Source organism: Paracoccus sp. T5 (genome assembly GCF_048538155.2).
In the GTDB taxonomy this organism is placed as follows: domain Bacteria; phylum Pseudomonadota; class Alphaproteobacteria; order Rhodobacterales; family Rhodobacteraceae; genus Paracoccus.
Genome location: NZ_CM135809.1, coordinates 814,526 through 837,176 on the forward strand (window position 1 = coordinate 814,526; position 22,651 = coordinate 837,176).

Here is a 22,651-nt window from a genome sequence, read left to right on the forward strand (position 1 = left end):
TCGCCAGTGATCTTACTGCGGGATCTGGGCGGTGATGCCTTCGACGAAGAAGTCCATGCTCTGCAGATCGGCGTCCGAGGCGGTCTCGCCCTCGGCCAGCCAGGGCGTGCCGTCCGCCTTGTTCAGCGGGCCGGTGAAGGGGTGATACTCGCCTGCGCCGATGGCGTCGCGCAGCGCCTCGGCCTCGGCCTTGACCTCGGCGGGCACGGCCTCGGTGATCTCGCCGATGACGACCTCGCCCTCGCCGATGCCGGCCCAGCTGGAGCCGCTCTCCCAGGTGCCGTCCAGGACCTGGCCCACGCGCTTGAGGTAATAGGGCGACCATTCGTCGATGATCGACGCCACGCGGGGCGAAGGCTTGAACGCGGCCATGTCGCTGGCCTGGCCAAAGCCGATGGCGCCGGCCTCCTGCGCCTTGGCCAGCGGCGCAGTCGAATCGGTGTGCTGCAGGATCACGTCCACGCCTTCGGCCAGCAAGGCGGATGCGGCCTCGGCCTCCTTGGCGGGGTCGAACCAGCTATAGGCCCAGACCACCTTCATCTCGACCTCGGGGTTGACCTTGCGGGCATGAATGAAGCTGGAGTTGATGCCCTGGATCACCTCGGGGATCGGGAAGGACCCGATATAGCCGATCTTGTTCGATTCCGTCATATGGCCCGCGATGGTGCCGATGACCGCGCGCCCCTCGTAGAAGCGGGCGTCGTAGGTGGCGACGTTCTCGGCCGTCTTGTAGCCCGTGGCATGTTCGAACTTCACGTCGGGGAACTTGGCGGCGACGTTCATCACCGGATCCATGAAACCGAAGCTGGTCGCGAAGATCAGCTTGTTGCCGGCCAGTGCCAGCTGGGTCAGCGCGCGCTCGGCATCGGCACCTTCGGGGACGCTTTCGATGAAGGTGGTCTCGACGCGGTCGCCGTATTCGGCCTCGATTGCCTGGCGGGCCAGGTCGTGCTGATAGGTCCAGCCGCCGTCACCCACGGGACCGACATAGATGAAGCCGACCTTCAGCGGCTCGTCCTGCGCGAATGCAGGCGCGGCAAGCGCCATGACAAGGGCCGAGGCCGAGGCCAGAAGGGTTCTGCGATGCATATGTGTCATTCCTCTGTTGGAGTTGGGGAGTGGCTGCGTTTCATCGCAGCGCGTGGAAATTCGTGCCGAGCGATCCGGGCGCCGCGCCCCCCGCGCGGCGGCTGAACTTCTGCCGGGCCGATATCAGCACCAGCACGATGATCGTGGCAAGATAGGGGGCCATTGACAAAAGCTGCACCGGCACCGCGACCCCCGCCGCCTGAAGACGCAGCTGCAGCACGGTCACCCCGCCGAACAGCCAGGCCCCGGCCAGAACGCCCGCCGCCGTCCAGTTGGAAAAGACGACGATCGCCAGTGCGATCCAGCCCGCGCCCGCGGTCATGCCCTCGGTCCATTGCAGGACGGTCGCGATCGAGATGAAGGCGCCACCCACGCCCGCCATGGCACCGCCGAAGGCGATGGCGGCCAGGCGGGTCAGCCGGACATCATAGCCAAGGGCATGGGCGGCCTCGTGATTCTCGCCCACGCCGCGCAGGATCAGCCCTGCGCGCGAGCGGTTCAGGAACCACCAGACCAGCGGCACTATCACCAGGCCCAGCCAGACGATCCAGTTGATCCGCAGGGGCCCCGCGGGCATCGGCGGCGCCTTGACCCCTTCGAAGGGCTTGCCGAACATCGCGGCCAGGCCCAGCCCGAACAGCGTCAGCGCCAGGCCCGAGGCGACCTGGTTGGCAAGGAAGACCTGGGTCAGGCAGGCGAACAGCAACGAGATGGCAGCCCCCGCCAGCGCCGCGACCAGAAAGCCAAGGAAGGGGTTGCCGCTGGCATAGGCGGCGGCAAAGCCCGCCAGCGCGCCGGTGATCATCATTCCCTCGACGCCCAGGTTCAGGACGCCGGCGCGTTCTACGACCAGCTCGCCCAGGGCCGCGAACAGGATCGGCGTCGCCGCTGCCACCAGCAGCAGAAACACCGAAAGCGGATCGATCATCATGCGCTCACCCTCCGGCGGATCTGGAAGCGGGTCAGCAGGTCGAAGCCCAAAAGGAAGAACAGCAGCATCCCCTGGAACACCTGCACGCTGGCTGCGGGCAGCTGCATAGTCAGCTGCGCCAGCTCTCCGCCGATATAGGTCAGGGCCAGCAACAGGCCCGCCAGCAGGATGCCCACCGGGTGCAGCCGTCCCAAAAAGGCCACGATGATGGCGGTGAAGCCATAGCCCACGCCCAGTTTGTCGGTGATCTGGCCCGCGGGACCCGCGACCTCGAACAATCCCGCCATGCCGGCCAGGGCCCCCGACAGCCCCAGGCAGAAGGCCACCAGCGCCTGCGGACGGACCCCGGCGAAGCGCGCCGCACGGGGCGCGATGCCGGCCGCGCGGATGTGAAAGCCGCGGATGTGGCGGCTCATCAGGAACCAGGTGGCCAGCACGGCCATGGCGGCCGCGACCACGCCCCAATGCGCGCCGGTCCCAGCGATCAGCTCGGGGTTGGCTGCGGCGGGGTATTGCTGAAGGTTGCGCGAGCCCGGAAAGCCGAAGCCTTCGGGGTTCTTCATCGGCCCGAAGGCCATCCAGGCCGCCACACGCTGTGCGACATAGACCAGCATCAGCGAGACCAGGATCTCGGAGGCGCCGAACCAGTTCCTGAGCAGCGCGGGGATCATGCCCCAGACCCAGCCACCGGCCGCACCCGCCACGACCATCGCGGGAAAGATCCACATCCCTTCAGCCGGATAGGCGGCCAGCGCCACGGCGGCGCCGGTGATGCCGCCGATGATGTATTGCCCCTCGGCCCCGATGTTCCAGATGCCGGCGCGGAACCCGATCGCCAAGCCGCTGGCGATCAGGATCAGCGGCGCGGCCTTCACCAGAAGCTGCGGTCGGGAATAGGAGGCGGCGGGACCGAAAAGCGGGTCCCAGAAGATGGTGCGGATCGCCGCCAGCGGATCATGGCCCAAGGCCGCGAACAGCAGGCCGCCCGCCACCATTGTGGCCAGGACCGCCATTACCGGCGTCGCGATCTGCCAGAAGCCGGAGGCCGCCTGGCGGGGAACGAACTGGATCATATCCGGGCCTCCTCCATCCCGTGGGCGCCGCCCAGCATCAGGCCGATCCGGTCCAGCGTCAGTCCCTCGGTCGGGACGGGTTCGGACAGGCGGCCCTCGTTCAGCGCGCAGAAGCGGTCGGACAGTTCCAAAAGCTCATCCAGATCCTGAGAGATGACGATGACGCCGGCGCCCTGCCGGGCCAGGTCCAGCAGCGACTGGCGCACGGCGGCCGCGGCGCCCGCGTCCACCCCCCAGGTGGGCTGGTTCACGACCAGCACCCGGGGCGATTGCATGACCTCACGCCCGATCACGAATTTCTGCAGGTTGCCCCCCGACAGGGCCCGGGCGGGCGTACCGGGGCCGGGGGTGCGGACGTCAAAGCCTGCGATCACGTCCTCGGCATAGCGGCGCGCGGCGGCGTGGTCGATCAGGCCGCCGCGCACCAGCCCCTTGCGGGCGCCGGCGGTCAGCAGGGTGTTTTCGGTCAGGCTGAAATCGGGCACCGCAGCATGGCCCAGACGATCTTCGGGTGCGGACAGAAGGCCCGCGGCGCGGCGCGGTTCGGGCGGCTCGGCTGACAGGTCGCGCCCCTCCAGCGTGATGCTGCCCCTGGCGCTGCGCAGTTCGCCAGACAGGGCGGCCAGCAGCTCGTCCTGGCCGTTGCCGGCGACGCCGCCGATGCCCAGGATCTCTCCGGCGCGCAGGGTCAGGTTCACGGATTTCAGCGACATGCCCTCGGCCGTCGGCGCCGGCAGGGCCAGGTCGCGCACCTCCAGCAGCACAGCGCCCGCGTCGCGTCCGCTGCGGTCGACCATGCGCATCTCGCCGCCGACCATCATCGCGGCCAGTTCGCGCGCGGAATGGGCGCGCGGATCGCAGCTGTCGACCACGCGACCGTGGCGCAGGATCGTCGCGCGGTCGCAATGGGCGCGGATCTCGTCCAGCTTGTGGCTGATATAGAGGATCGCGGTGCCCTGGGCCGCCAGCTTGCGCAGGGTCGCGAACAACAGCTCGGCCTCCTGCGGGGTCAGGACGCTGGTGGGTTCGTCCATGATCAACAGGCGCGGGTCCTGCAGCAGGCAGCGGATGATCTCGACCCGCTGGCGCTCGCCGGCCGACAGGGTGACGATGCGGCGGGCGGGGTTCAGCGGCAGGCCAAAATCTTGGCTGACCTTGGTGATGCGCGCCGACAGTTCGCGCCGCGGCGGCGGGTTCTCCATCCCCAGGGCGATGTTTTCGGCCACGGTCAGCGCGTCGAACAGGCTGAAATGCTGAAACACCATGGCCACGCCGGCAGCGCGCGCGGCGCGGGGGTCGTGGGGCGCATGGGGCGCGTCCCCCAGGAACATCCGGCCGTCGTCGGGCCGCACCAGGCCATAGATCATCTTGACCAGCGTCGATTTGCCCGCGCCGTTTTCGCCCAGCAGGGCGTGGATCTCGCCCGGTTGGACTGCAAAGGACACGTCGTCATTGGCGCGCACGCCGGGATAGGTTTTCCCAAGGCCCTCGGCCCGGAACACAGCTGCCGTCAACTCGGTCCCCTTGTTTTTGTCCGGCCGGTCAAAACAAGCCTTACCGTCCTTTCCCCCTCGGGGGCAATTGCGCTGTTCAGTCATGCTGCGATACTGACAGTGCCATGGCCCCCAGATCCCCCCGATTCATCCACCTCCGCACGCATTCCGAGCATTCGCTGCTGGAGGGCGCCATTCCCGTAGGCAAACTGCCCGCGCTTGCCGCCGAGGCGGACATGCCGGCGGTCGCGCTGACCGACACGAACGCGATGTTCGCCGCGCTGGAGTTCAGCGTGAAGGCGCGCGACAAGGGCGTCCAGCCGATCGTCGGCTGCCAGATGACGTTGGCGGCGGATGCGACCGGGCCGGTCGTCCTGCTGGCGCAGAACCAGGCGGGCTGGCTGAACCTGATGTCGCTGTCGACCTGCCTCTATCTCCGCGAGGGGGGCGCCCTGCCGCATGTGACCGTCGATGAACTGTGCGAGCGGTCCGAAGGGCTGATCTGCCTGACCGGCGGCGCGACCGGGCCCCTGGGCCTTCTGATCGCGCAGGGGCAGCCGGACAAGGCGGGGGCGCTCGCCGCCCGGCTGGCCCAGGCCTTTCCGACGCGCCTTTACGTCGAATTGCAGCGCCATCCCGGCGAGAACGGCCAGCTGATGGCGGCCGAGGCCGCATCGGAATCCGGGCTGATCGACCTAGCCTATGGGATGGACCTGCCGCTGGTCGCCACCAACGACGTCTATTTCCCCAAGACCACCATGTACGAGGCGCATGACGCGCTGATCTGCATCGCAGAGAAGGCCTATGTCGACCAGTCCCAGCCCCGCCGCCGCCTGACGCCGCAGCATTACTTCAAGTCGCCCGAGGAGATGGCCGTCCTGTTCGCGGACCTGCCCGAGGCGATCGAGAACACTGTGGAAATCGCCCGCCGCTGCGCCTTTGCCGTGGCCAAGCATGCGCCGATCCTGCCCAAATTCGCCGATGACGAGGTGGCCGAACTGCGCCGCCAGGCCCGCGCGGGGCTGGAGGACCGGCTAAAGGTCATTCCCCATGCGGTCAGCGTCGAGGAATATCACGCCCGCCTGGATTTCGAGCTGGGCATCATCGAGCAGATGGGCTTTCCGGGCTATTTCCTGATCGTCGCCGACTTCATCCGCTGGGCCAAGGACCATCACATCCCCGTGGGACCCGGGCGCGGGTCGGGGGCAGGGTCGCTGGTCGCCTATGCGCTGACCATCACCGACCTTGATCCGCTGCGCTATTCGCTGCTGTTTGAACGCTTCCTGAACCCGGAGCGGGTCAGCATGCCGGATTTCGACATCGACTTCTGCATGGACCGCCGGGAAGAGGTGATCCGCTATGTGCAGGGCCGATACGGCGCCGACAAGGTGGGCCAGATCATCACATTCGGTGCGCTGCTGTCCAAGGCCGCGGTGCGCGACGTCGGCCGGGTGCTGCAGCTGCCCTTCGGCCAGGTGGACCGCCTGTCCAAGATGATCCCGGTCGAGGGCGTGAAACCCGTCAGCATCACCAAGGCCCGCGCCGAGGAACCCCGCCTGCGCGAGGCCGCGCGCGAGGAGGTGGTCAAGCGCCTGCTGGACTATGCCGAACAGCTGGAGGGGCTGTACCGCAACGCCTCGACCCATGCGGCGGGGGTGGTGATCGGGGACCGGCCGCTGGACCGGCTGGTACCGCTTTATCGCGATCCGGCCTCCGACATGCCGGCGACGCAGTTCAACATGAAATGGGTGGAGCAGGCGGGGCTGGTCAAGTTCGACTTCCTGGGCCTGAAGACGCTGACCGTCATCCAGAACGCGGTGGACCTGATCAACGGGGGCGGGCGCCCGCTGCATGTCGCGGCCGACGGGCGGCAGCTTTATGACCCCGCGCCGGGGACGGAGAACCAGATCAACCTGATCCCGCTGGACGACACGGTCAGCTATGACCTGTTCGCCAGCGCGCGCACGGTCGCGGTGTTCCAGGTGGAATCCTCGGGGATGATGGACGCGCTGCGCCGCATGAAGCCCACCTGCATCGAGGATATCGTGGCGCTGGTCGCGCTCTATCGTCCCGGCCCGATGGAGAACATCCCGGTCTATTGCGACGTGAAGAACGGCGTCCGCGCGCTGGAATCGATCCATCCGACCATCGACCACATCCTGGCCGAGACGCAGGGAATCATCGTCTACCAGGAACAGGTGATGCAGATCGCCCAAGTCATGGCGGGCTATTCGCTGGGCGGCGCCGACCTCTTGCGCCGCGCCATGGGCAAGAAGATCGCGGCCGAGATGGCCAAGGAACGCCCCAAATTCGTCAAGGGCTCGGTCGCCAACGGGGTGCCCGAGAAGAAGGCCGGCGAGGTCTTTGACCTGCTGGAAAAATTCGCCAATTATGGCTTCAACAAGTCCCATGCGGCGGCCTATGCCGTCGTCAGCTATCAGACCGCCTGGCTCAAGGCGAACCACCCGGTCGAGTTCATGGCCGCGGTGATGAACTGCGACATCCACCTCACCGACAAGCTGGCTATCTACAAACGCGAATGCGACCGCATGGGGATCGAGATCGTGCCTCCCTGCGTCAACCGTTCGGCGCCCACCTTTACCGTGCAGCAGGGGCGCATCCACTATGCGCTGGGCGCGCTGAAGGGCGTGGGCCTGGACGCGATGCGGCTGATCCACGAGGCGCGGGGCGACACGCCCTTCCGCGACATCCACGACCTGGCCCGCCGCGTCGACATGAAGCGCGTGGGCAAGCGCCCGCTGGAGATGCTGGCCCGGGCCGGTGCCTTTGACGTGCTGGATGACAATCGCGCGCGGGTGATGAAGTCGCTGGACGCGCTCTGCGCCTGGTCGGCGGCGGTGCAGGAACAGGCAGCCTCCAGCCAGACCTCGCTGTTCGGCGGCGGAGAGGACCTGCCGCCGCCCCGTCCGCCCCTGACCGGGATCTGGCTGCCCGCCGAAAAGCTGGGCGAGGAGCACAAGGCCGTGGGCTTTTACCTGTCGGGCCATCCGCTGGACGATTACATCCCGGCCCTTCGCCGCAAGAAGGTCCAGACCCTGGCCGAGATCAGCCAGGAGGCCCTGCGCGGCCCCCTGGTCGCGCAGATCGCCGGGACGGTCGCCGCCAGAATGGAACGCAAGTCCGCCAAGGGCACGCAATATGCCTTTGTCAGCCTGTCCGACCCGACCGGCCTCTACGAGGTCACGGTCTTTTCGGACCTGCTCAACGCTTCGCGCGACAAGCTGGAGCCCGGCCAGAACGTGGTCCTGCAGGTCAAGGTCGAGCCATCGGGCGACCAGGTGAAGATGCTCGCCAATTCGGTCGCGGCGCTGGAGGATGCCGTGGCCGACGCGGGCGCGGGCTGCCTGGCGGTCGAGATGCAGGGCGCCGACACGATCCCCCGCCTGGCCGAGGTGCTGTCCCGCATCCGCACGCAGATCGTCGTCCCGCCCCGGTCCCGCGGCCCGATCCGCCTGCGTCTGCGCGAGGGCGACGAGCTGATCGAGATCGAGGTGGCGAATGACGCGCCCCTGACCACCCCCGCCCGCCAGGCCCTGCGCGCGGTTCCGGGCGTTCTTGACGTCATCGAGGAATGATCCCGGCTTCTTCGTTGCCCAAATACCCCTGCCCGGTCCCGGCATGCCCCTAGTCAGATGTTCGCGCTTCGTGCTAACACTTGGAAAAAAGAGGGCAGCATGAAGGTCTTGGGCATCGACCCCGGCTTGCGGAACATGGGATGGGGCGTGATCGAGGTCGACGGCCCCCGCATCCGTCACGTGGCCAACGGCGTGATCCATTCGGACGGGGCGCAGGACTTGGGCGCGCGCCTCTCGGTCCTGTTCCGCGGCCTCTGCGCCGTCATCATCACCCATTCACCCGACGAGGCGGCGGTCGAGCAGACTTTTGTCAACAAGGACGCAACCGGCACGTTGAAGCTGGGGCAGGCGCGGGGTGTGGCCCTGCTGGCGCCGGCCGAGGCGGGGATCGCGGTGGGGGAATATGCGCCCAACGCGGTCAAGAAGACCGTGGTCGGCGTCGGCCATGCGGGCAAGGAACAGGTGCAGCACATGGTCCGCGTGCAGCTGCCGGGGGTGCGTTTTGAAAGCGCCGATGCCGCGGATGCCCTGGCGATCGCGATCTGCCATGCCCGCCACCTGCAGTCGCGGACCCTGCGCGTGGCCCAGCCCAAGCGGGGCGTGGCATGATTGGCCGTATTGCGGGTGTGATCCTGCACCGGGCCCGCGACCAGGTGCTGATCGACGTGCGGGGCGTGGGCTACATCATCCACGTCAGTGAACGGACGGCGGCGGGGCTGCCGCCGGTGGGTCAGGCAGCGGCGCTTTATACCGAACTGCTGGTCCGCGAGGATCTGCTGCAGCTCTTCGGCTTTCCCACCATGCTGGAAAAGGAATGGCACCGCCTGCTGACGTCGGTGCAGGGCGTGGGGGCCAAGGTGTCGCTGGCGATCCTGAGCACGCTCGGCCCCGAGGGTCTGGGGCGGGCCATCGCGCTTGGCGACTGGTCGTCGGTGCGCAAGGCGAACGGGGTGGGACCCAAGCTGGCGCAGCGCGTGGTGCTGGAGTTGAAGGACAAGGCGCCCTCGGTCATGGCACTTGGCGGCGCGCTGACGGTCGACGCGGGGGACGTGGCCGCGGGCGGGGATGCGGATGCGCCGGGCATCGAGCCCGGCCCGTCCGCCGCCTCTGCGGGAGGCTCGATGCCCCCCGCAGAGGCGCGCCCGGCCTCGGAGGGGGCGCGCGCAGGGCAGGCGATGGCCGATGCGCTGTCGGCGCTGACCAATCTGGGCTATGGTCCATCCGAGGCGGCGGGTGCCGTGGCCGAGGCGCAGGCGCGGGAACCGGGCGCCGCCATGCCGGCGTTGATCCGCGCGGCGCTGCGCTTGCTGGCGCCCAAGGATTGAGCGGGGAGTTCACCATGCAGGGGAACATCAAGGTCTTCATGCTGATGGCCGCGCTGATCGCGCTGGTCATGGCCTTGGGGTGGATGCTGGGCGGATCGGGTGGCGCAGTGATCGCGCTCCTGATCGCGGGGGGCATGAACTTCTTCAGCTACTGGAACAGCGACAAGATGGTCTTGCGCCAGCAGGGTGCGGTCGAACTGTCGCCGGCACAGGGCGGTGATCTTTATGCGTTGACCGCCGATCTGGCGCGGCGGGCCGAGTTGCCGATGCCCAAGCTTTACCTTCTGCCGACTGAGCAGCCCAATGCCTTTGCCACGGGCCGCAACCCGGAAAACGCGGCCGTCGCGGTCACCCAGGGCCTGATGCGCGCGCTGAGCCGCGACGAACTGGCCGGCGTCATCGCCCATGAACTGGCCCATATCAAGCATCGCGACACCCTGATCATGACCGTCACCGCCACGATGGCAGGGGCCATTGCCATGATGGGCAACATGATGCTGTTCACCGGTGGCCGCGAGGGGCGGGGCGGCGCCCTTGGCAGCATCCTGGCGATGATCCTGGCCCCCATGGCGGCCATGATGGTGCAGATGGCAATCTCCCGCGCGCGGGAATACGAGGCCGACGCCACCGGCGCCGCGATCTGCGGTCAGCCGCGCGCGCTGGCATCGGCCCTGCAGCGGATCGCCGCGGCGGCGGGGCGGACCGTCAACCTGCCGGCCGAGAAGAACCCGGCCGCCGCCTCGATGTTCATCATCAATCCGCTGCACGCGCTGCGGGCGGACAAGCTGTTTTCCACCCATCCCCCCACCGAGGAGCGCATCGCCCGGCTGATGGCGCTGGACGGACGCGCTGCGGCCCCCGCGGCCACTGCACCCTCGCGCATTCCCCGCAGCGGCGGGCCGCGTACTCCCTGGGGCCGCGGATGAGCCAGTCGGATCCCGTCCTGCGCCCCGAAAAGATGGACAGCGACAGCGAGGACCGCGCGCTGCGCCCGCAGAACCTGTCGGAATTCGTGGGCCAGGCCGAGGCGCGCGCCAACCTGAAGGTCTTCATCGAAAGCGCCAAGATGCGCGGCAAGGCGATGGACCACACGCTGTTCTTCGGCCCGCCGGGCCTGGGCAAGACCACCCTGGCGCAGATCATGGCGCGCGAGTTGGGCGTCAATTTCCGCATGACCTCGGGGCCGGTCATCGCGCGGGCAGGGGACCTGGCGGCGATCCTGACCAACCTCGAGGCCCGCGACGTCCTCTTCATCGACGAGATCCACCGCATGAACCCGGCGGTGGAGGAGGTCCTGTACCCGGCGATGGAGGACTTCGAACTGGACCTGGTGATTGGCGAAGGCCCTGCGGCCCGGACCGTCCGGATCGAGCTGCAGCCCTTTACCCTGGTCGGGGCGACGACCCGCCTTGGTCTGCTGACCACGCCGCTGCGCGACCGCTTCGGCATCCCCACGCGCCTGCAGTTCTATGAGATCGCCGAACTGGACCTGATCGTGCAGCGCGGGGCGCGCCTGATGGGGATCAGCGCCGACCCCGAAGGCACGATGGAGATCGCCCGCCGCGCCCGCGGCACGCCCCGCATCGCCGGTCGCCTGCTGCGCCGCGTGGTCGATTTCGCGCTGGTCGAGGGCAACGGTCGCCTGACCCGAGAGATCGCGGACATTGCGCTGACGCGGCTTGGCGTTGACGATCTGGGGCTGGACGGGGCCGACCGCCGCTATCTGATGCTGATGGCCGAACATTACGGCGGCGGCCCGGTGGGGGTCGAGACGCTGTCGGCCGCCCTGTCGGAAAGCCGGGACGCCATCGAGGAGGTGATCGAGCCCTATCTGCTGCAGCAGGGCCTGATCGCACGGACGCCGCGCGGGCGGATGCTTGCCGCACGCGCCTGGCGCCACCTGGGGCTGGACGCGCCGGTGCAGCCGGGGCAGGCGACGCTGTTCGACGTCTGATTGCGTCTGATTGCCTCCGGCGCCGACTGGCCCTAGCGTGGCGCGCATGAGCCATGACCTGACCCTGCGCGTTTACTATGAGGACACCGATCTTGCCGGGATCGTCTATTACGCCAACTACCTGAAATTCATCGAACGCGGGCGGTCGGAATGGCTGCGCGCGCTTGGCATCGACCAACTGGCGATGCAGCAGGCGACAGGCCATGTCTTTGCCGTCCGCCGCATCGAGGCCGATTACCTGCGGCCCGCGCGTTTTGACGATCTGCTGACAGTGACGACCGACCTGGCGCAGGCCAGCCCGGCGCGCATCGGGGTGGACCAGCAGGTGCGGCGGGGGGAGCAGCTGCTGTTCGCCGCCCGCGTCACCATCGCCTGTCTGGACGGCCGGGGCCGCCCGGCCCGGCTGCCCGCTGCGCTGAAGGAGGCCCTGCATGGCTGAGCGGCGCATCGCCATGTGGTCCGGGCCGCGCAACCTGTCCACCGCCATGATGCGCAGCTTTGGCGCGCGGGGGGATTGCGCCTGCGTGGACGAGCCCTTTTACGCCCATTACCTGCTGCAGACCGGCCTGCCGCATCCGATGCGCGACGAGGTGATCGCCAGCCAGCCCGGCGACTGGAGCGATGTCCTGCCCGACCTGACCACCCGTCCGGTGGGGCGCCCGCTGCAGTACCAGAAGCACATGGTCCAGCACATGCTGCCGGGCATGGATCTGGACTGGACCGGGGCCCTGACCAATGTCTTCCTGATTCGCGAACCCGAGCGGGTGGCGGCGTCCTTTGCCATCAAACGGGGCCTGCCCGATCCGGCCGAACTGGGCTTTGATCGCCAGTGGCAGATGTTCCAGCAGATGTCGGCCCGCGGCGACAGGCCCGTGGTGATCGACAGCGCCGACATCCGCCGCGAACCGGCCCGTGCGCTGCAGGCGCTGTGCGCCGCCATCGACATCCCCTGGACGCCCGCGATGCTGGCGTGGAACCCTGGTCCGCACGAACATGACGGGGTCTGGGGGGCGGTGTGGTACGATGCCGTGAACCGCTCGACCGGCTTTAGCGAACCCGAGGGGCCGCTGCCGCAACTGGAGGCGCCGCTGAGCGCCCTTGCGGCGGCCCTGCGCCCCTCGTACGAGGCGATTGCGGCATATCGGCTGCGCTTTCCGTAAAAGTGACGCCATTGTGTTGCGCGGGGGGATGAAACCCTTGACCTGAACGCGATAAAAGGCGCGCAACGCCGGCTGTCCCGGACAGCCAATGGCCATGATGATGAGGCAGTGAAGATGGAACCCATGCAGGCCGGCCAGGCCATCGATTTTTCGGCCGTTGCGCTGTTCTTGCGCTCGTCCCTGACGGTTCAGGTGGTGATGGTCATGCTGATCGCGGCCTCGTTCTGGGCTTGGGCGATCATCGTGCAGAAGTTCATGGTCTTTGCGCAGGCCCGCAAGGAGGCCGCGCGTTTCGACCGGTCCTTCTGGTCCGGAGAGCCGCTGGACGACCTTTATGACCGGCTTGGCGACCGTCCCAAGGGCGCCTCCGAACGGATCTTTGCCGCCGGCATGACCGAATGGCGCCGCAGCCATCGCGACGACGGGCGGCTGATCCCCGGCGGCATCAGCCGCATCGACCGCGCCATGAATGTCGCGATCCAGCGCGAGGAGGGGCGCCTGTTCCGGGGCCTGTCCTTCCTGGCGACCGTGGGCTCCACCGCACCCTTCATCGGCCTCTTCGGCACGGTCTGGGGCATCAAGACCGCCTTCGAGGGGATCGCGCTGAGCCAGGACACCAGCCTGGCCGTCGTGGCCCCCGGCATTGCCGAGGCGCTGCTGGCCACGGCCCTGGGCCTGGTCGCCGCCATTCCGGCCGTCGTCTTCTACAACAAGCTGTCGGGCGATGCAGAGCGCGTGGTCAACGGGTGGGAGGCGTTCTCGGACGAGTTCTCGACGCTGCTCTCGCGCCAGATGGACGAGGCCTGAGCCATGGCATCCTCGGTCGTCAAGCGGGTCAGGACCAAGGGACGCAGGCGCAACCTGCCCATGTCCGAGATCAACGTCACGCCCTTCGTGGACGTGATGCTGGTGCTGCTGATCATCTTCATGGTGGCGGCCCCGCTGATGACGGCGGGCGTGCCGCTGAACCTGCCGCAGACCGCCGCCAACGCGGTCCCGACCGAGCAGGAGGAGCCGCTGGTCATCTCGATCCCGGCCGAGGGCGCGATGCTGGTCATGGACCAGCCGGTCGATGACGGCCAGGTTGTCCCGACGCTGCGCGCGGTGCTGGCCGAACGGCAGTCGGCGCGCGTCTTCCTGCGCGCGGACGGTGCCATTCCCTATTCCCGCGTGGTGCAGATCATGGGCGCGCTGAACGCCGCCGGCATCACCGACATCGTGCTGGTCACCGAAACCGGCGGCCCCCGCATGGACGGCTAGGCCATGGATGATCGCGAAGGTCGCATCGGATACTGGATCTCGGGGGTCGCGCATGGGGCGCTGATCCTCTGGGCGGTGCTGGGCGGGGCGCTGTTCCGCCCGCAGCCCGGCCCGCCGGTGCGGACGACGCAGGTCTCGACCATCAGCGGCGCCGAGTTCGAAGCCCTGGCCGCGGCCGCGCGCGGGGCGGGGCCGGTCGGTGCCGAGGCCACCGCCGTGGCCAGCCTGCCCAACCCGGCGCCCGTGCCCGACGATGCGGCCGCCCCCCCGGCCGATGCCGCGCCGCCGGCCACGGTCGATGCGGGCGAGCTGGCCCAGCCCGACACGGCCGAGGCAGTGCCGGATCTCAGCGACTTTGCCCCGGTGGCGCCGGTGGATGTCGCGACCGACCTTCCCGACGTGCCCCGGAACCAGACCGAGGCCGCCGATGCCGCGCCCCCTCGCACAGCGCAGCCCGATGCGCCCGTGGCCGAGGTGCAGCCCGCACAGCCGCAGGCGCCCGTCGCGGATGCCGCGGCCGTGGCCGTTGCGCCCCGATCGGCGCTGGCCTTGGACGCCTCGCCGCGCCCGCAGGACCGCCCGGCGGGATTGGTCGAGAACCGAAACCGCAGGTTGGCCGAAGCTGCCGCCGCCGAAGCCGCGCGCGCGGCCGCGGCGCAGGCCGCCGCGGAGCAGGCCGCGGCCGAGGACGCGGCTCGGCTTGCGGCCGAGGAAGCCGCCCGCGAACAGGCGGCCCGTCAGGCTGCAGCCGATGCCCAGGCCCGTGAGGACGCGGCCCGACAGGCTGCGGCCGCGGAAGCCGCGCAGGCCGCCGAGCGCGCGGCCGAGCGAGAGGCCGAAGAACGCCAGGCGGCGGAGGCGCGCGCCGAAGAGGAACAGCGCGCCGCCGAGGCGCAGGCCGAGGACGAGCGCCGCGCCGCCGAAGCACGTGCGGCTGAGCAAGAGGCCGAGGAACGCCGGGCGGCGGAGGCGCGCGCGGAAGAGGAACGCCGGGCCGCCGCGGCGCAGGCCGAGGAAGAGCGTCGCGCGGCCGAAGCACGTGCGGCCGAGCGTGAGGCCGAGGAACGCCGCGCGGCGGAGGCGCGCGCCGAAGAGGAACGCCGTGCCGCCGAGGCGCAGGCCGAGGACGAGCGTCGCGCGGCCGAAGCACGTGCGGCCGAGCGTGAGGCTGAGGAACGCCGCGCAGCGGAGGCGCGCGCCGAAGAGGAGCGTCGTGCCGCCGAAGCTCAGGCCGAGAACGAGCGTCGCGCCGCCGAAGCGCGCGAGGAGGCTGATCGGAGAGCCGCCGCCGAGCAGGCCGCACGGGATGCCGCCGACCGGCAGGCGCTGGAGGATGCGCTGCGCGAGGCTCAGCAGGGCCAGGCGGGTGCCGAGGGCACCGATACCGCCTGGACCGGCGATACAGAGGGGGGGCAGCGCCAGATGATCGAGGGCGGAAGTGGCGCCTCGGCGGGGCTGGACCCGCTGGCGGCGGCACTGGCCGGCGCCATGGCGGGCACGGAAGCGGGCGAAGCCGAGAACAACTTTTCCGGACCTCCCGCCGACATGATGCGCCTGACGCCGGGCACCGATCCGCTGCAGGTGCCGCGCGGCGCGGCCGACCTGCCGATGGGCGAGCCGCTGTCCCTGGCGGAACGCGAGGGGCTGCGCTTTGCCATCCAGAACTGCTGGAACGTGGGGGCGCTGTCGGTCGAGGCGTCGCGGATGACGGTCTCGGTCGGCTTTTCGCTGTCGCCGGACGGGGTGCCCGATCAGAACAGCCTGCGCCTCGCCGGTTATCAGGGCGGGTCCGAGGCCGGCGCTCAGCAGGCCTTCGAGGTCGCCCGCCGCGCGATCCTGATGTGCGGGCGCGCAGGCTTTGACATGCCGGCGTCCAAATACGGGCGCTGGCGCGATGTCGTGGTCGATTTCCGGCCCGACGGGCTGCAACTGCAATGACGACTTTCCGGGAAGCCCGCCTTTTGCTTTCCCCCGACCCGAGGTAATGACGACGCCATGTTCCGCAGACTGATCTTTGCCCCCGCCATCCTCATCGCCGCCTCGGCGGTGCTGCTGCCTGCGGGCCCCGTTCAGGCGCAGGACGCACCCTTGCGGATCGAGATCACCGATGGCGTGATCGAGCCGATGGCCATCGCCATCCCCGCCTTCCACGGCGATGCCGAGATCGCCGCGCGCGTTCGCCAGGTGGTGGCCGACGACCTGACGGGCACCGGCCTTTTCCGCGAAATCCCGGCCGAGGCGCATCTGGCGCGCCCCGCCAGCTTTTCCGAGGCCGTCAGTTATGAGGACTGGCGCGCGGTCAATGCCCAGGGCCTGGTCGCGGCCGAGGTCACGCAGGCGGGCGAGAACATCAGCGTCCGGTTTCGCCTGTTCGACGTCGTCTCGGGCCAGCCGCAGGGCGACGGGATGCAGTTCGACGCCCGCGCCAGCGACTGGCGCCGCGCCGCCCACAAGATCGCCGACCAGATCTATGCCCGGCTGACGGGCGAAAAGCCCTATTTCGACAGCCGTGTCGCCTTTGTGCAGGAAACCGGCCCCAAGAACGCCCGCATCAAGCGGATCGGGGTCATGGATTACGACGGCGCCAATATCCTGTGGATGACCGACAGCTCGTCGCTGGTGCTGGCACCCAAGTTCTCGCCCGACGGGCGCCGGCTGCTCTATACCAGCTATGACAGCGGCTTTCCGCAGATCCGGATCATGGACGTGTCCAGCGTCAGTTCGCGTCCGCTGACCCAAGACAATGGCGCCATGGCCTTTGCCCCGACCTTCAGTCCCGACGGCCGGTGGGTCGCCTATTCGCGCGAGCAGGGCGGCAACAGCGACATCTGGCTGATGGACGGGGCCACCGGTGCGCAGCGGGCGCTGACCAGCGCACCCTCGATCGAGACTTCGCCCAGCTTCAGCCCGGACGGCCAGCGCATCGTGTTCGAAAGCGACCGCTCGGGCGCGCCACAGCTCTATATCATGGGGCTGGAGGGCGGAGAGCCGACCCGGATCAGCTTTGGCGACGGCCGCTACGGCACGCCCGTCTGGTCGCCCAAGGGCGACATGATCGCCTTTACCAAGCAGATCGGCGACCGCTTCCACATCGGGGTGATGCGGACCGACGGTTCAGGTGAAAAGATGCTGACGGAATCCTTTCTTGACGAAGGGCCGACCTGGGCGCCGAATGGCCGGGTCGTCATGTTCACCCGCGTCACGCCCGGCGGAACTGGACAGCCGCGCCTGCATTCCGTCGATATCACGGGCCGCAACATGCGGCCGCTGAACCTGGACTTTGCCGCCTCGGACCCGTCCTGGGGACCATTGCTGCCATGAGGAATCGATGATGAACGCCGCGACAAAGCCTGCCCTTCTGGCCTGCCTTCTGGTAATGGCCGCCTGCGTCCGACCGGTGCCGCAACCGGCGCCTCCGGTGGTCGATCCCTATGCCAGCGTGGGGGGCGGCGCGGTGTTCCAGGGCGACTTGGCCGGCGGCGTCCTGGGCGCCGAAGCCACCGCCCAGTATTTCCAGACCGCGATCGGCGACACCGTCCTGTTCCCGGCCAACCAGACCACGCTGACGCCCGAGGCGCGGGCGGTGCTGACCAACCAGGCCACCTGGCTGGGTCGCCATGCCGGCTTCACCGCCGTGATCCAGGGCCATGCCGAGGAAACCGGCACCCGCGAATACAACCTGGCGCTCGGCGCACGGCGGGCCAGCGCGGTGCAGGAATACCTGGTGGCGCAGGGCGTGGCACCCGGTCGCATCCGCACCCTGTCCTTTGGCAAGGAACGCCCGGCCGAGACCTGCTCGGACGAGGCCTGCTATGCCAAGAACCGCCGCGCCGTGACGGTGGTCACCCAAAGCGGGCCGGGCGCATGATCCGGCAGGCGGCTTTCGCGGGCATCGCCGCCCTGATGCTGGCCGTCCCGGCCGCAGGGATCGCGCAGGATGCGCCCGACCCGGCGACGCTGGCCGATCTGCGGACGGAGCTGGCGGATCTGCGCGGTCAGCTGCAACAGCTGCGGGCAGAGCTGATGGCCTCGGGCGCGGCGGGCTTTCAGGCCGCGGGCGGGGCCAGCGCGATCGACCGCATGAACGCGATGGAGGCCCAGTTGATGGGCCTGACCAACCAGGCTGAGCAGTTGCAGAACCGCGTGAACCGCATCACCGGGGACAGCGACCGGCGGCTGTCGGACCTGGAGTTCCGCATCTGCGAAATGGATCCGGCCTGCGATCTCAGCGCACTGACGGTACCGTCGGCGCCAGTGGGCGTATCGCCCGAGTTGGCGCCGTCGGCCCCTGCGCCCGAAGTGGCCGGAGAAGAGGCGCCCGCCTCGACCGCCGCCGAGCAGGCGGATTTCGACGCTGCCCGGGCCGTGATGGACAGCGGCGACCATGACCGTGCCGCGCAGATGTTCGCGGCCGTCGCGGAAACCCATGCCGGCGGCCCGCTGACCGCCGAGGCGCTGTTCCTGCGCGGCCAGGCGCTGGATCTGGCCGGCCATCCGCGCGAGGCCGCCGCCGCCTGGCTGGAAGGTTTCGCCGCCGATCCGGATGGCACCCATGCTGGCGAAAGCCTGCTGGGCATCGCCCGCGTGATCGAGGGGCAGGGCGACACCACGGCCGCCTGCCTCTATCTGACCGAGATCCCGGCCCGCTTTCCCGGCAGCGCGCAGGCGGCCGAGGCGGAACAGCGGGTGACACGGCTTGGCTGCGGCGTCAGCGATCTCGGCGCACTGGACCCGCTTCTGGATCCTTCCCTGGACCTCGAGGCGGCGGCCGACCTGGCCGAGCACCAGTGACCCCGCGATGACCGGGCGCGCCGCCGATCCTGCGGCCCGCGTCCATGCCGCGCTGGACCGGCTGGCCGGCGACCTGCCCGCGCTTGGGCTGGCGGTGTCCGGCGGGGGCGATTCGGTGGCGTTGATGCAGATGGCGGCAGCCTGGGCGCGGGGTCGCCGCCTGATGGTCGCCACCGTGGATCATGGATTGCGTCCGGAAAGTGCCGCCGAGGCCACCGCGGTGGCCCGTGCCGCCCGCGCCCTTGGCCTGTCGCACGCGACGCTGCTGTGGCGCCGCGACACTGACAGCGGCAACCTGATGGCGCAGGCGCGCGATGCCCGGCTGCGGCTCTTGTCAGGGTGGGCGCGGCGCAACGATCTGTCGGCGGTGGCCCTGGGTCACACCGCCGATGACTTGGCCGAGACGCTGGTCATGCGCCTGTCGCGCGGATCGGGGATCGACGGGCTGGCCGCGATGGCCGAATGGCGCGATGCCTTTGACATGCGCTGGCTGCGGCCGATGCTGGGAACCGGGCGGGAAGAGCTGCGCGACTGGCTGCGGGCGCGCAAGATCGACTGGATCGACGATCCGTCCAATGACAACACGGATTATGAACGCGTTCGCGCCCGCCAGGCCATCAGCGATCTTGGGCTGGAGGTCGGGGCATTGGCGCGGTCCGCGGGCCACATCGCCGAGGCACGCGAGGCGCTGTCGGCCTATGCCGCGCTGCTGGCGGCCGATGCGGTTGCGAATCGCGGCAGCCTGGTCATGCCCCGCGCCACTTTGCGCGACGCCCCGCCCGAGATCCGCCGCCGCCTCCTGGTCGCCGCCTGCCGGTGGGTGACCGGGGCCGATTATCCGCCCCGTCGCGCGACCCTGCTGCACGCGCTGGAGGCGGTCATGGTGCATGGGCGGGTGACGCTGGACGGCGCGATGATCTCGGCCGTGGGCGATCAGCTCAGGATCGCGCGCGAGGCTGCGGCCGCCTTGCGCAGCCCGGCCGCGACGGAGGGTCCCTGGGACCGGCGGTGGCGGATCCACGGACTGCGGGTTGGCCAGCGTGTCGCGGCACTGGGGGCTGACGCCCTGCAGCAGGTGAACTGGCGGGATTCGGGCCTGCTGCGCGACGAGGCCGCGGCAAGCCCCGCAGTCTGGCAGGAGGACCGCCTGATCGCCGCCCCGCTGCTGCGTGCGCATGCCGATTTCGGCGTTCATCCGCTGCGGGGCGCGTCAGATTTCCGCAGGCTGGTAAAGGCGCATTGAACCTGCGCCGATAATCCCTATTTTCGATGCAACGCATTCCGCCGGAGGACCCGTCTTGGGCAACGCACGCAACTTCGCCTTCTGGGTGGTTCTGTTCCTGATGGTTCTGGCCCTGTTCAACCTGTTCAGCGACGGATCCGGGGCGATGAACAGCCGCCAGATCAGCTATTCCGAATTCATGCAGCGCGTGCAGGATGATCAGGTCACCTCCGTCACCATCGACGGCGAAGACCTGGTGGTCACCGGCAGCGATGGACAGCAATATGCCACGGTTCGCCCCATGGGCGAGGACATTGCCGACCGCCTGATCCAGAGCGGTGTCGATGTCCGCGTGGTCAAGCAGCAAAGCTCGGGCTTCATGTCGCTTCTGGGCGTGTGGCTGCCCTTCATCCTGCTGATCGGCGTGTGGATCTTCTTCATGAACCGCATGCAGGGCGGCGGGAAGGGCGGCGCCATGGGCTTTGGCAAGTCGCGCGCAAAGCTGCTGACCGAAAAGCACGGCCGGGTGACATTTGACGATGTCGCCGGCATCGACGAGGCCAAGGAAGAGCTGGAGGAAATCGTCGAATTCCTGCGCAACCCGCAGAAGTTCAGCCGCCTTGGCGGCAAGATCCCGAAAGGGGCGCTGCTGGTCGGCCCTCCGGGCACCGGCAAGACGCTGCTGGCGCGGGCCATCGCGGGCGAGGCGGGTGTCCCGTTCTTCACCATCTCAGGTTCCGATTTTGTCGAGATGTTCGTGGGCGTCGGCGCCAGCCGCGTCCGTGACATGTTCGAGCAGGCCAAGAAATCGGCCCCGTGCATCCTGTTCATCGACGAGATCGACGCGGTCGGTCGTGCCCGCGGCGTGGGCATCGGCGGCGGCAATGACGAGCGAGAGCAGACCCTGAACCAGCTGCTGGTCGAGATGGACGGTTTCGAGGCGAACGAAGGCATCATCATCGTCGCCGCGACCAACCGCAAGGACGTGCTGGACCCGGCGCTGCTGCGCCCCGGCCGCTTCGACCGCCAGATCCATGTCCCGAACCCCGACATCAAGGGCCGCGAGAAGATCCTGTCCGTCCATGCCCGCAAGGTGCCGGTCGGTCCCGACGTGGACCTGCGCCTGATCGCCCGCGGCACGCCCGGATTTTCCGGTGCCGACCTGATGAACTTGGTGAACGAGGCCGCGCTGACCGCGGCCCGGATCGGCCGCCGCTTTGTCAGCATGGACGATTTCGAGAGCGCCAAGGACAAGGTGATGCTGGGCGTGGAACGTCGCAGCATGGTCCTGACGCCCGAACAGAAGGAAAAGACCGCCTATCACGAGGCCGGTCACGCCATCGTCGGCCTGTCGCTGCCGAAATGCGACCCGGTCTACAAGGCGACGATCATTCCGCGCGGCGGCGCCCTGGGCATGGTCGTCAGTCTGCCCGAGATGGACCGGCTGAACTTCCACAAGGACGAGGCCAAGCAGAAGATCACCATGACCATGGCCGGCAAGGCCGCCGAGATCATCAAGTACGGTGAGGAAGGCGTGTCGAACGGACCGGCCGGGGACATCATGCAGGCCAGCCAGCTGGCGCGTGCGATGGTCATGCGGTGGGGCATGTCGGACAAGGTCGGCGCGGTCGACTATGCCGAGGCCCACGAGGGCTACTCGGGCAGCACCGGCGGATTTTCCGTCTCGGCCGCGACCAAGGAGCTGATAGAGCAGGAGGTCCGCGAACTGATCGAAGCGGGCTATCAGGAGGCGTACCGCATCCTGATCGAGAAATCGGAAGAATTCGAACGTCTGGCCAAGGGCCTTCTGGAATATGAGACCCTGACCGGCGAGGAGATCGGGCGCATCGTCCGGGGTGAACCCCTGGGTGGCAACGATGATGATGCGCCGAGCAGCCTGATCCCCTCGGTGACCGCCATCCCCAAGGCCGGCAAGCCGGCACCAGGGGGCGACCCCGCCCCTGCATGATGAAACAGCCCCGGTTCGTCACCGGGGCTTTTTCATGTCGGACAGACTGCTCCATGTTTCGGGGCTTTGCCGGAACGTCACTTTGAAAAGACCTTCATCAAAAGCGGTTCGGCTGTGTTACGTTTCAATAACTCCCTTTTTTCTACCGCATCAGGGAGGAAATTGGCACATGCAGGAGATCGTTGCCCATTTTGACCGGTATATTGCCGGTTGTCGTTGAAACAAAACAAATATGAACTCTTTGGTTCGGCAAACGGCTTGTGCACCTGAGGCGCTCAATTTATGTATGGGCTTATGGAAAAGAAGACCGCTTCGCCCTTGGGGGCCATGCTCTGTTTCGACGTCTATGCGACGAACCTGGCGTTCGGGCGGGTCTACAAGCCGCTTCTTGACCCTTTGGGCCTCACCTATCCGCAGTACCTGGTGCTGATGACCCTCTGGCCCTCCGACAATCAAAGCATCGGACAGATCGGCACCGCCCTTGGGCTGGACAGCAGCACGCTGACCCCGCTGATCAAGCGTCTGGAGGTTGCGGGGCTTGTGACGCGCCGCCGGGACCCGCGGGATGAGCGACGGGTGATCGTGTCCCTGACCCGAGAGGGCGGTGACCTCGAGGCGCGGTCCGATCACCTTCATGACTGCATCATGCGCGCCACCGGTCTGGACATGGAAGGCGCGATCCGGCTTCAACAGATGCTGGCGCAGTTGCGCTGCTCGCTGACCGGGTCGATGACGGAATAGCCCTGCTCCCCTTGCGAAATTGCGCTGCGCGGTGCATTGGTCTAGGG

20 protein-coding genes are annotated in these 22,651 nt (G+C 68.5%); 16 read left to right on the forward strand and 4 right to left on the reverse strand.

Annotated elements, in window-relative coordinates:
• Positions 1-12 precede the first annotated feature (12 nt).
• The 4 genes from ACNR9W_RS04085 to ACNR9W_RS04100 are packed head-to-tail and all read right to left on the reverse strand — an operon-like array spanning position 13 to position 4,607.
• Positions 13-1,089: a BMP family ABC transporter substrate-binding protein gene (locus ACNR9W_RS04085; RefSeq protein WP_419270575.1), complete on the reverse strand. Its 1,077-nt coding sequence runs from the start codon at positions 1,087-1,089 to the stop codon at positions 13-15.
• A 40-nt stretch (positions 1,090-1,129) separates the two neighbouring features.
• Complete coding sequence (locus ACNR9W_RS04090; protein ID WP_419270577.1) at positions 1,130-2,020, reverse strand: ABC transporter permease; 891 nt, start codon at positions 2,018-2,020, stop codon at positions 1,130-1,132.
• Positions 2,017-3,093 (reverse strand): ABC transporter permease, encoded by a 1,077-nt coding sequence (locus ACNR9W_RS04095; RefSeq protein WP_419270579.1) that lies wholly within the window; start codon positions 3,091-3,093, stop codon positions 2,017-2,019. Before ACNR9W_RS04095 ends, ACNR9W_RS04090 begins: the two co-directional genes overlap by 4 nt.
• Positions 3,090-4,607 carry an ABC transporter ATP-binding protein gene (locus ACNR9W_RS04100; RefSeq protein WP_419270581.1) on the reverse strand — a complete coding sequence of 506 codons (1,518 nt, stop codon included), beginning with the start codon at positions 4,605-4,607 and terminating at the stop codon, positions 3,090-3,092. Before ACNR9W_RS04100 ends, ACNR9W_RS04095 begins: the two co-directional genes overlap by 4 nt.
• Before the next feature lie 104 nt (positions 4,608-4,711).
• On the opposite strand from ACNR9W_RS04100, the gene dnaE reads away from it, so the two are divergent.
• The 16 genes from dnaE to ACNR9W_RS04180 all read left to right on the forward strand — a co-directional run bounded on the left by dnaE (position 4,712) and on the right by ACNR9W_RS04180 (position 22,604).
• Positions 4,712-8,182 carry a DNA polymerase III subunit alpha gene (gene dnaE / locus ACNR9W_RS04105; protein WP_419270583.1) on the forward strand — a complete coding sequence of 1,157 codons (3,471 nt, stop codon included), beginning with the start codon at positions 4,712-4,714 and terminating at the stop codon, positions 8,180-8,182.
• A 99-nt stretch (positions 8,183-8,281) separates the two neighbouring features.
• Positions 8,282-8,791, forward strand: a complete 510-nt coding sequence (ruvC, locus tag ACNR9W_RS04110) for a crossover junction endodeoxyribonuclease RuvC (protein ID WP_419270585.1) — start codon at positions 8,282-8,284, stop codon at positions 8,789-8,791.
• The gene (ruvA, locus tag ACNR9W_RS04115) at positions 8,788-9,507 is read left to right on the forward strand and encodes a Holliday junction branch migration protein RuvA (RefSeq protein ID WP_419270587.1); all 720 of its coding nucleotides are present in this window, start codon (positions 8,788-8,790) and stop codon (positions 9,505-9,507) included. The genes ruvC and ruvA overlap by 4 nt, the downstream gene beginning before the upstream one ends.
• A 14-nt stretch (positions 9,508-9,521) precedes the next feature.
• Positions 9,522-10,433 carry a zinc metalloprotease HtpX gene (htpX, locus tag ACNR9W_RS04120; RefSeq protein ID WP_419270589.1) on the forward strand — a complete coding sequence of 304 codons (912 nt, stop codon included), beginning with the start codon at positions 9,522-9,524 and terminating at the stop codon, positions 10,431-10,433.
• Complete coding sequence (ruvB, locus tag ACNR9W_RS04125) at positions 10,430-11,461, forward strand: Holliday junction branch migration DNA helicase RuvB (RefSeq protein ID WP_419270591.1); 1,032 nt, start codon at positions 10,430-10,432, stop codon at positions 11,459-11,461. Before htpX ends, ruvB begins: the two co-directional genes overlap by 4 nt.
• A gap of 46 nt (positions 11,462-11,507) precedes the next feature.
• Entirely contained in the window at positions 11,508-11,900 is a 393-nt protein-coding gene (gene ybgC / locus ACNR9W_RS04130) for a tol-pal system-associated acyl-CoA thioesterase (RefSeq protein ID WP_419270593.1), read from the forward strand.
• A complete protein-coding gene (locus tag ACNR9W_RS04135; RefSeq protein WP_419270595.1) occupies positions 11,893-12,621 on the forward strand; it encodes a sulfotransferase-like domain-containing protein in 729 nt (242 codons plus the stop codon). Before ybgC ends, ACNR9W_RS04135 begins: the two co-directional genes overlap by 8 nt.
• Before the next feature lie 114 nt (positions 12,622-12,735).
• Entirely contained in the window at positions 12,736-13,428 is a 693-nt protein-coding gene (gene tolQ / locus ACNR9W_RS04140; RefSeq protein WP_419270597.1) for a protein TolQ, read from the forward strand.
• Positions 13,429-13,431: 3 nt separating this feature from the next.
• Positions 13,432-13,881 carry an ExbD/TolR family protein gene (locus ACNR9W_RS04145; protein WP_419270599.1) on the forward strand — a complete coding sequence of 150 codons (450 nt, stop codon included), beginning with the start codon at positions 13,432-13,434 and terminating at the stop codon, positions 13,879-13,881.
• A gap of 3 nt (positions 13,882-13,884) precedes the next feature.
• Entirely contained in the window at positions 13,885-15,819 is a 1,935-nt protein-coding gene (locus ACNR9W_RS04150) for a hypothetical protein (protein ID WP_458478627.1), read from the forward strand.
• A gap of 57 nt (positions 15,820-15,876) precedes the next feature.
• Positions 15,877-17,202 carry a Tol-Pal system beta propeller repeat protein TolB gene (gene tolB / locus ACNR9W_RS04155; protein WP_419270603.1) on the forward strand — a complete coding sequence of 442 codons (1,326 nt, stop codon included), beginning with the start codon at positions 15,877-15,879 and terminating at the stop codon, positions 17,200-17,202.
• 10 nt (positions 17,203-17,212) lie between these two features.
• On the forward strand, positions 17,213-17,749 hold the full coding sequence (gene pal, locus ACNR9W_RS04160; protein ID WP_419270606.1) for a peptidoglycan-associated lipoprotein Pal: 537 nt from the start codon (positions 17,213-17,215) through the stop codon (positions 17,747-17,749).
• Positions 17,746-18,672: a tetratricopeptide repeat protein gene (locus tag ACNR9W_RS04165; RefSeq protein WP_419270608.1), complete on the forward strand. Its 927-nt coding sequence runs from the start codon at positions 17,746-17,748 to the stop codon at positions 18,670-18,672. The genes pal and ACNR9W_RS04165 overlap by 4 nt, the downstream gene beginning before the upstream one ends.
• 7 nt (positions 18,673-18,679) lie before the next feature.
• Positions 18,680-19,915: a tRNA lysidine(34) synthetase TilS gene (tilS, locus tag ACNR9W_RS04170; RefSeq protein WP_419270610.1), complete on the forward strand. Its 1,236-nt coding sequence runs from the start codon at positions 18,680-18,682 to the stop codon at positions 19,913-19,915.
• A 55-nt stretch (positions 19,916-19,970) separates the two neighbouring features.
• The gene (ftsH, locus tag ACNR9W_RS04175; protein WP_419270612.1) at positions 19,971-21,863 is read left to right on the forward strand and encodes an ATP-dependent zinc metalloprotease FtsH; all 1,893 of its coding nucleotides are present in this window, start codon (positions 19,971-19,973) and stop codon (positions 21,861-21,863) included.
• 294 nt (positions 21,864-22,157) lie between these two features.
• A complete protein-coding gene (locus ACNR9W_RS04180; RefSeq protein ID WP_419270613.1) occupies positions 22,158-22,604 on the forward strand; it encodes a MarR family winged helix-turn-helix transcriptional regulator in 447 nt (148 codons plus the stop codon).
• Positions 22,605-22,651 lie beyond the last annotated feature (47 nt).

Bases quoted from the DNA above. Each gene is read 5' to 3' on its own strand.
- ACNR9W_RS04085 (WP_419270575.1), bottom strand. From the start codon at position 1,089: ATGCATCGCAGAACCCTTCTGGCCTCGGCCTCGGCCCTTGTCATGGCG.
- ACNR9W_RS04090 (WP_419270577.1), bottom strand. From the start codon at position 2,020: ATGATGATCGATCCGCTTTCGGTGTTTCTGCTGCTGGTGGCAGCGGCG.
- ACNR9W_RS04095 (WP_419270579.1), bottom strand. From the start codon at position 3,093: ATGATCCAGTTCGTTCCCCGCCAGGCGGCCTCCGGCTTCTGGCAGATC.
- dnaE (WP_419270583.1), top strand. From the start codon at position 4,712: ATGGCCCCCAGATCCCCCCGATTCATCCACCTCCGCACGCATTCCGAG.
- ruvC (WP_419270585.1), top strand. From the start codon at position 8,282: ATGAAGGTCTTGGGCATCGACCCCGGCTTGCGGAACATGGGATGGGGC.
- ruvA (WP_419270587.1), top strand. From the start codon at position 8,788: ATGATTGGCCGTATTGCGGGTGTGATCCTGCACCGGGCCCGCGACCAG.
- htpX (WP_419270589.1), top strand. From the start codon at position 9,522: ATGCAGGGGAACATCAAGGTCTTCATGCTGATGGCCGCGCTGATCGCG.
- ruvB (WP_419270591.1), top strand. From the start codon at position 10,430: ATGAGCCAGTCGGATCCCGTCCTGCGCCCCGAAAAGATGGACAGCGAC.
- ybgC (WP_419270593.1), top strand. From the start codon at position 11,508: ATGAGCCATGACCTGACCCTGCGCGTTTACTATGAGGACACCGATCTT.
- ACNR9W_RS04135 (WP_419270595.1), top strand. From the start codon at position 11,893: ATGGCTGAGCGGCGCATCGCCATGTGGTCCGGGCCGCGCAACCTGTCC.
- tolQ (WP_419270597.1), top strand. From the start codon at position 12,736: ATGGAACCCATGCAGGCCGGCCAGGCCATCGATTTTTCGGCCGTTGCG.
- ACNR9W_RS04145 (WP_419270599.1), top strand. From the start codon at position 13,432: ATGGCATCCTCGGTCGTCAAGCGGGTCAGGACCAAGGGACGCAGGCGC.
- ACNR9W_RS04150 (WP_458478627.1), top strand. From the start codon at position 13,885: ATGGATGATCGCGAAGGTCGCATCGGATACTGGATCTCGGGGGTCGCG.
- tolB (WP_419270603.1), top strand. From the start codon at position 15,877: ATGTTCCGCAGACTGATCTTTGCCCCCGCCATCCTCATCGCCGCCTCG.
- pal (WP_419270606.1), top strand. From the start codon at position 17,213: ATGAACGCCGCGACAAAGCCTGCCCTTCTGGCCTGCCTTCTGGTAATG.
- ACNR9W_RS04165 (WP_419270608.1), top strand. From the start codon at position 17,746: ATGATCCGGCAGGCGGCTTTCGCGGGCATCGCCGCCCTGATGCTGGCC.
- tilS (WP_419270610.1), top strand. From the start codon at position 18,680: ATGACCGGGCGCGCCGCCGATCCTGCGGCCCGCGTCCATGCCGCGCTG.
- ACNR9W_RS04180 (WP_419270613.1), top strand. From the start codon at position 22,158: ATGGAAAAGAAGACCGCTTCGCCCTTGGGGGCCATGCTCTGTTTCGAC.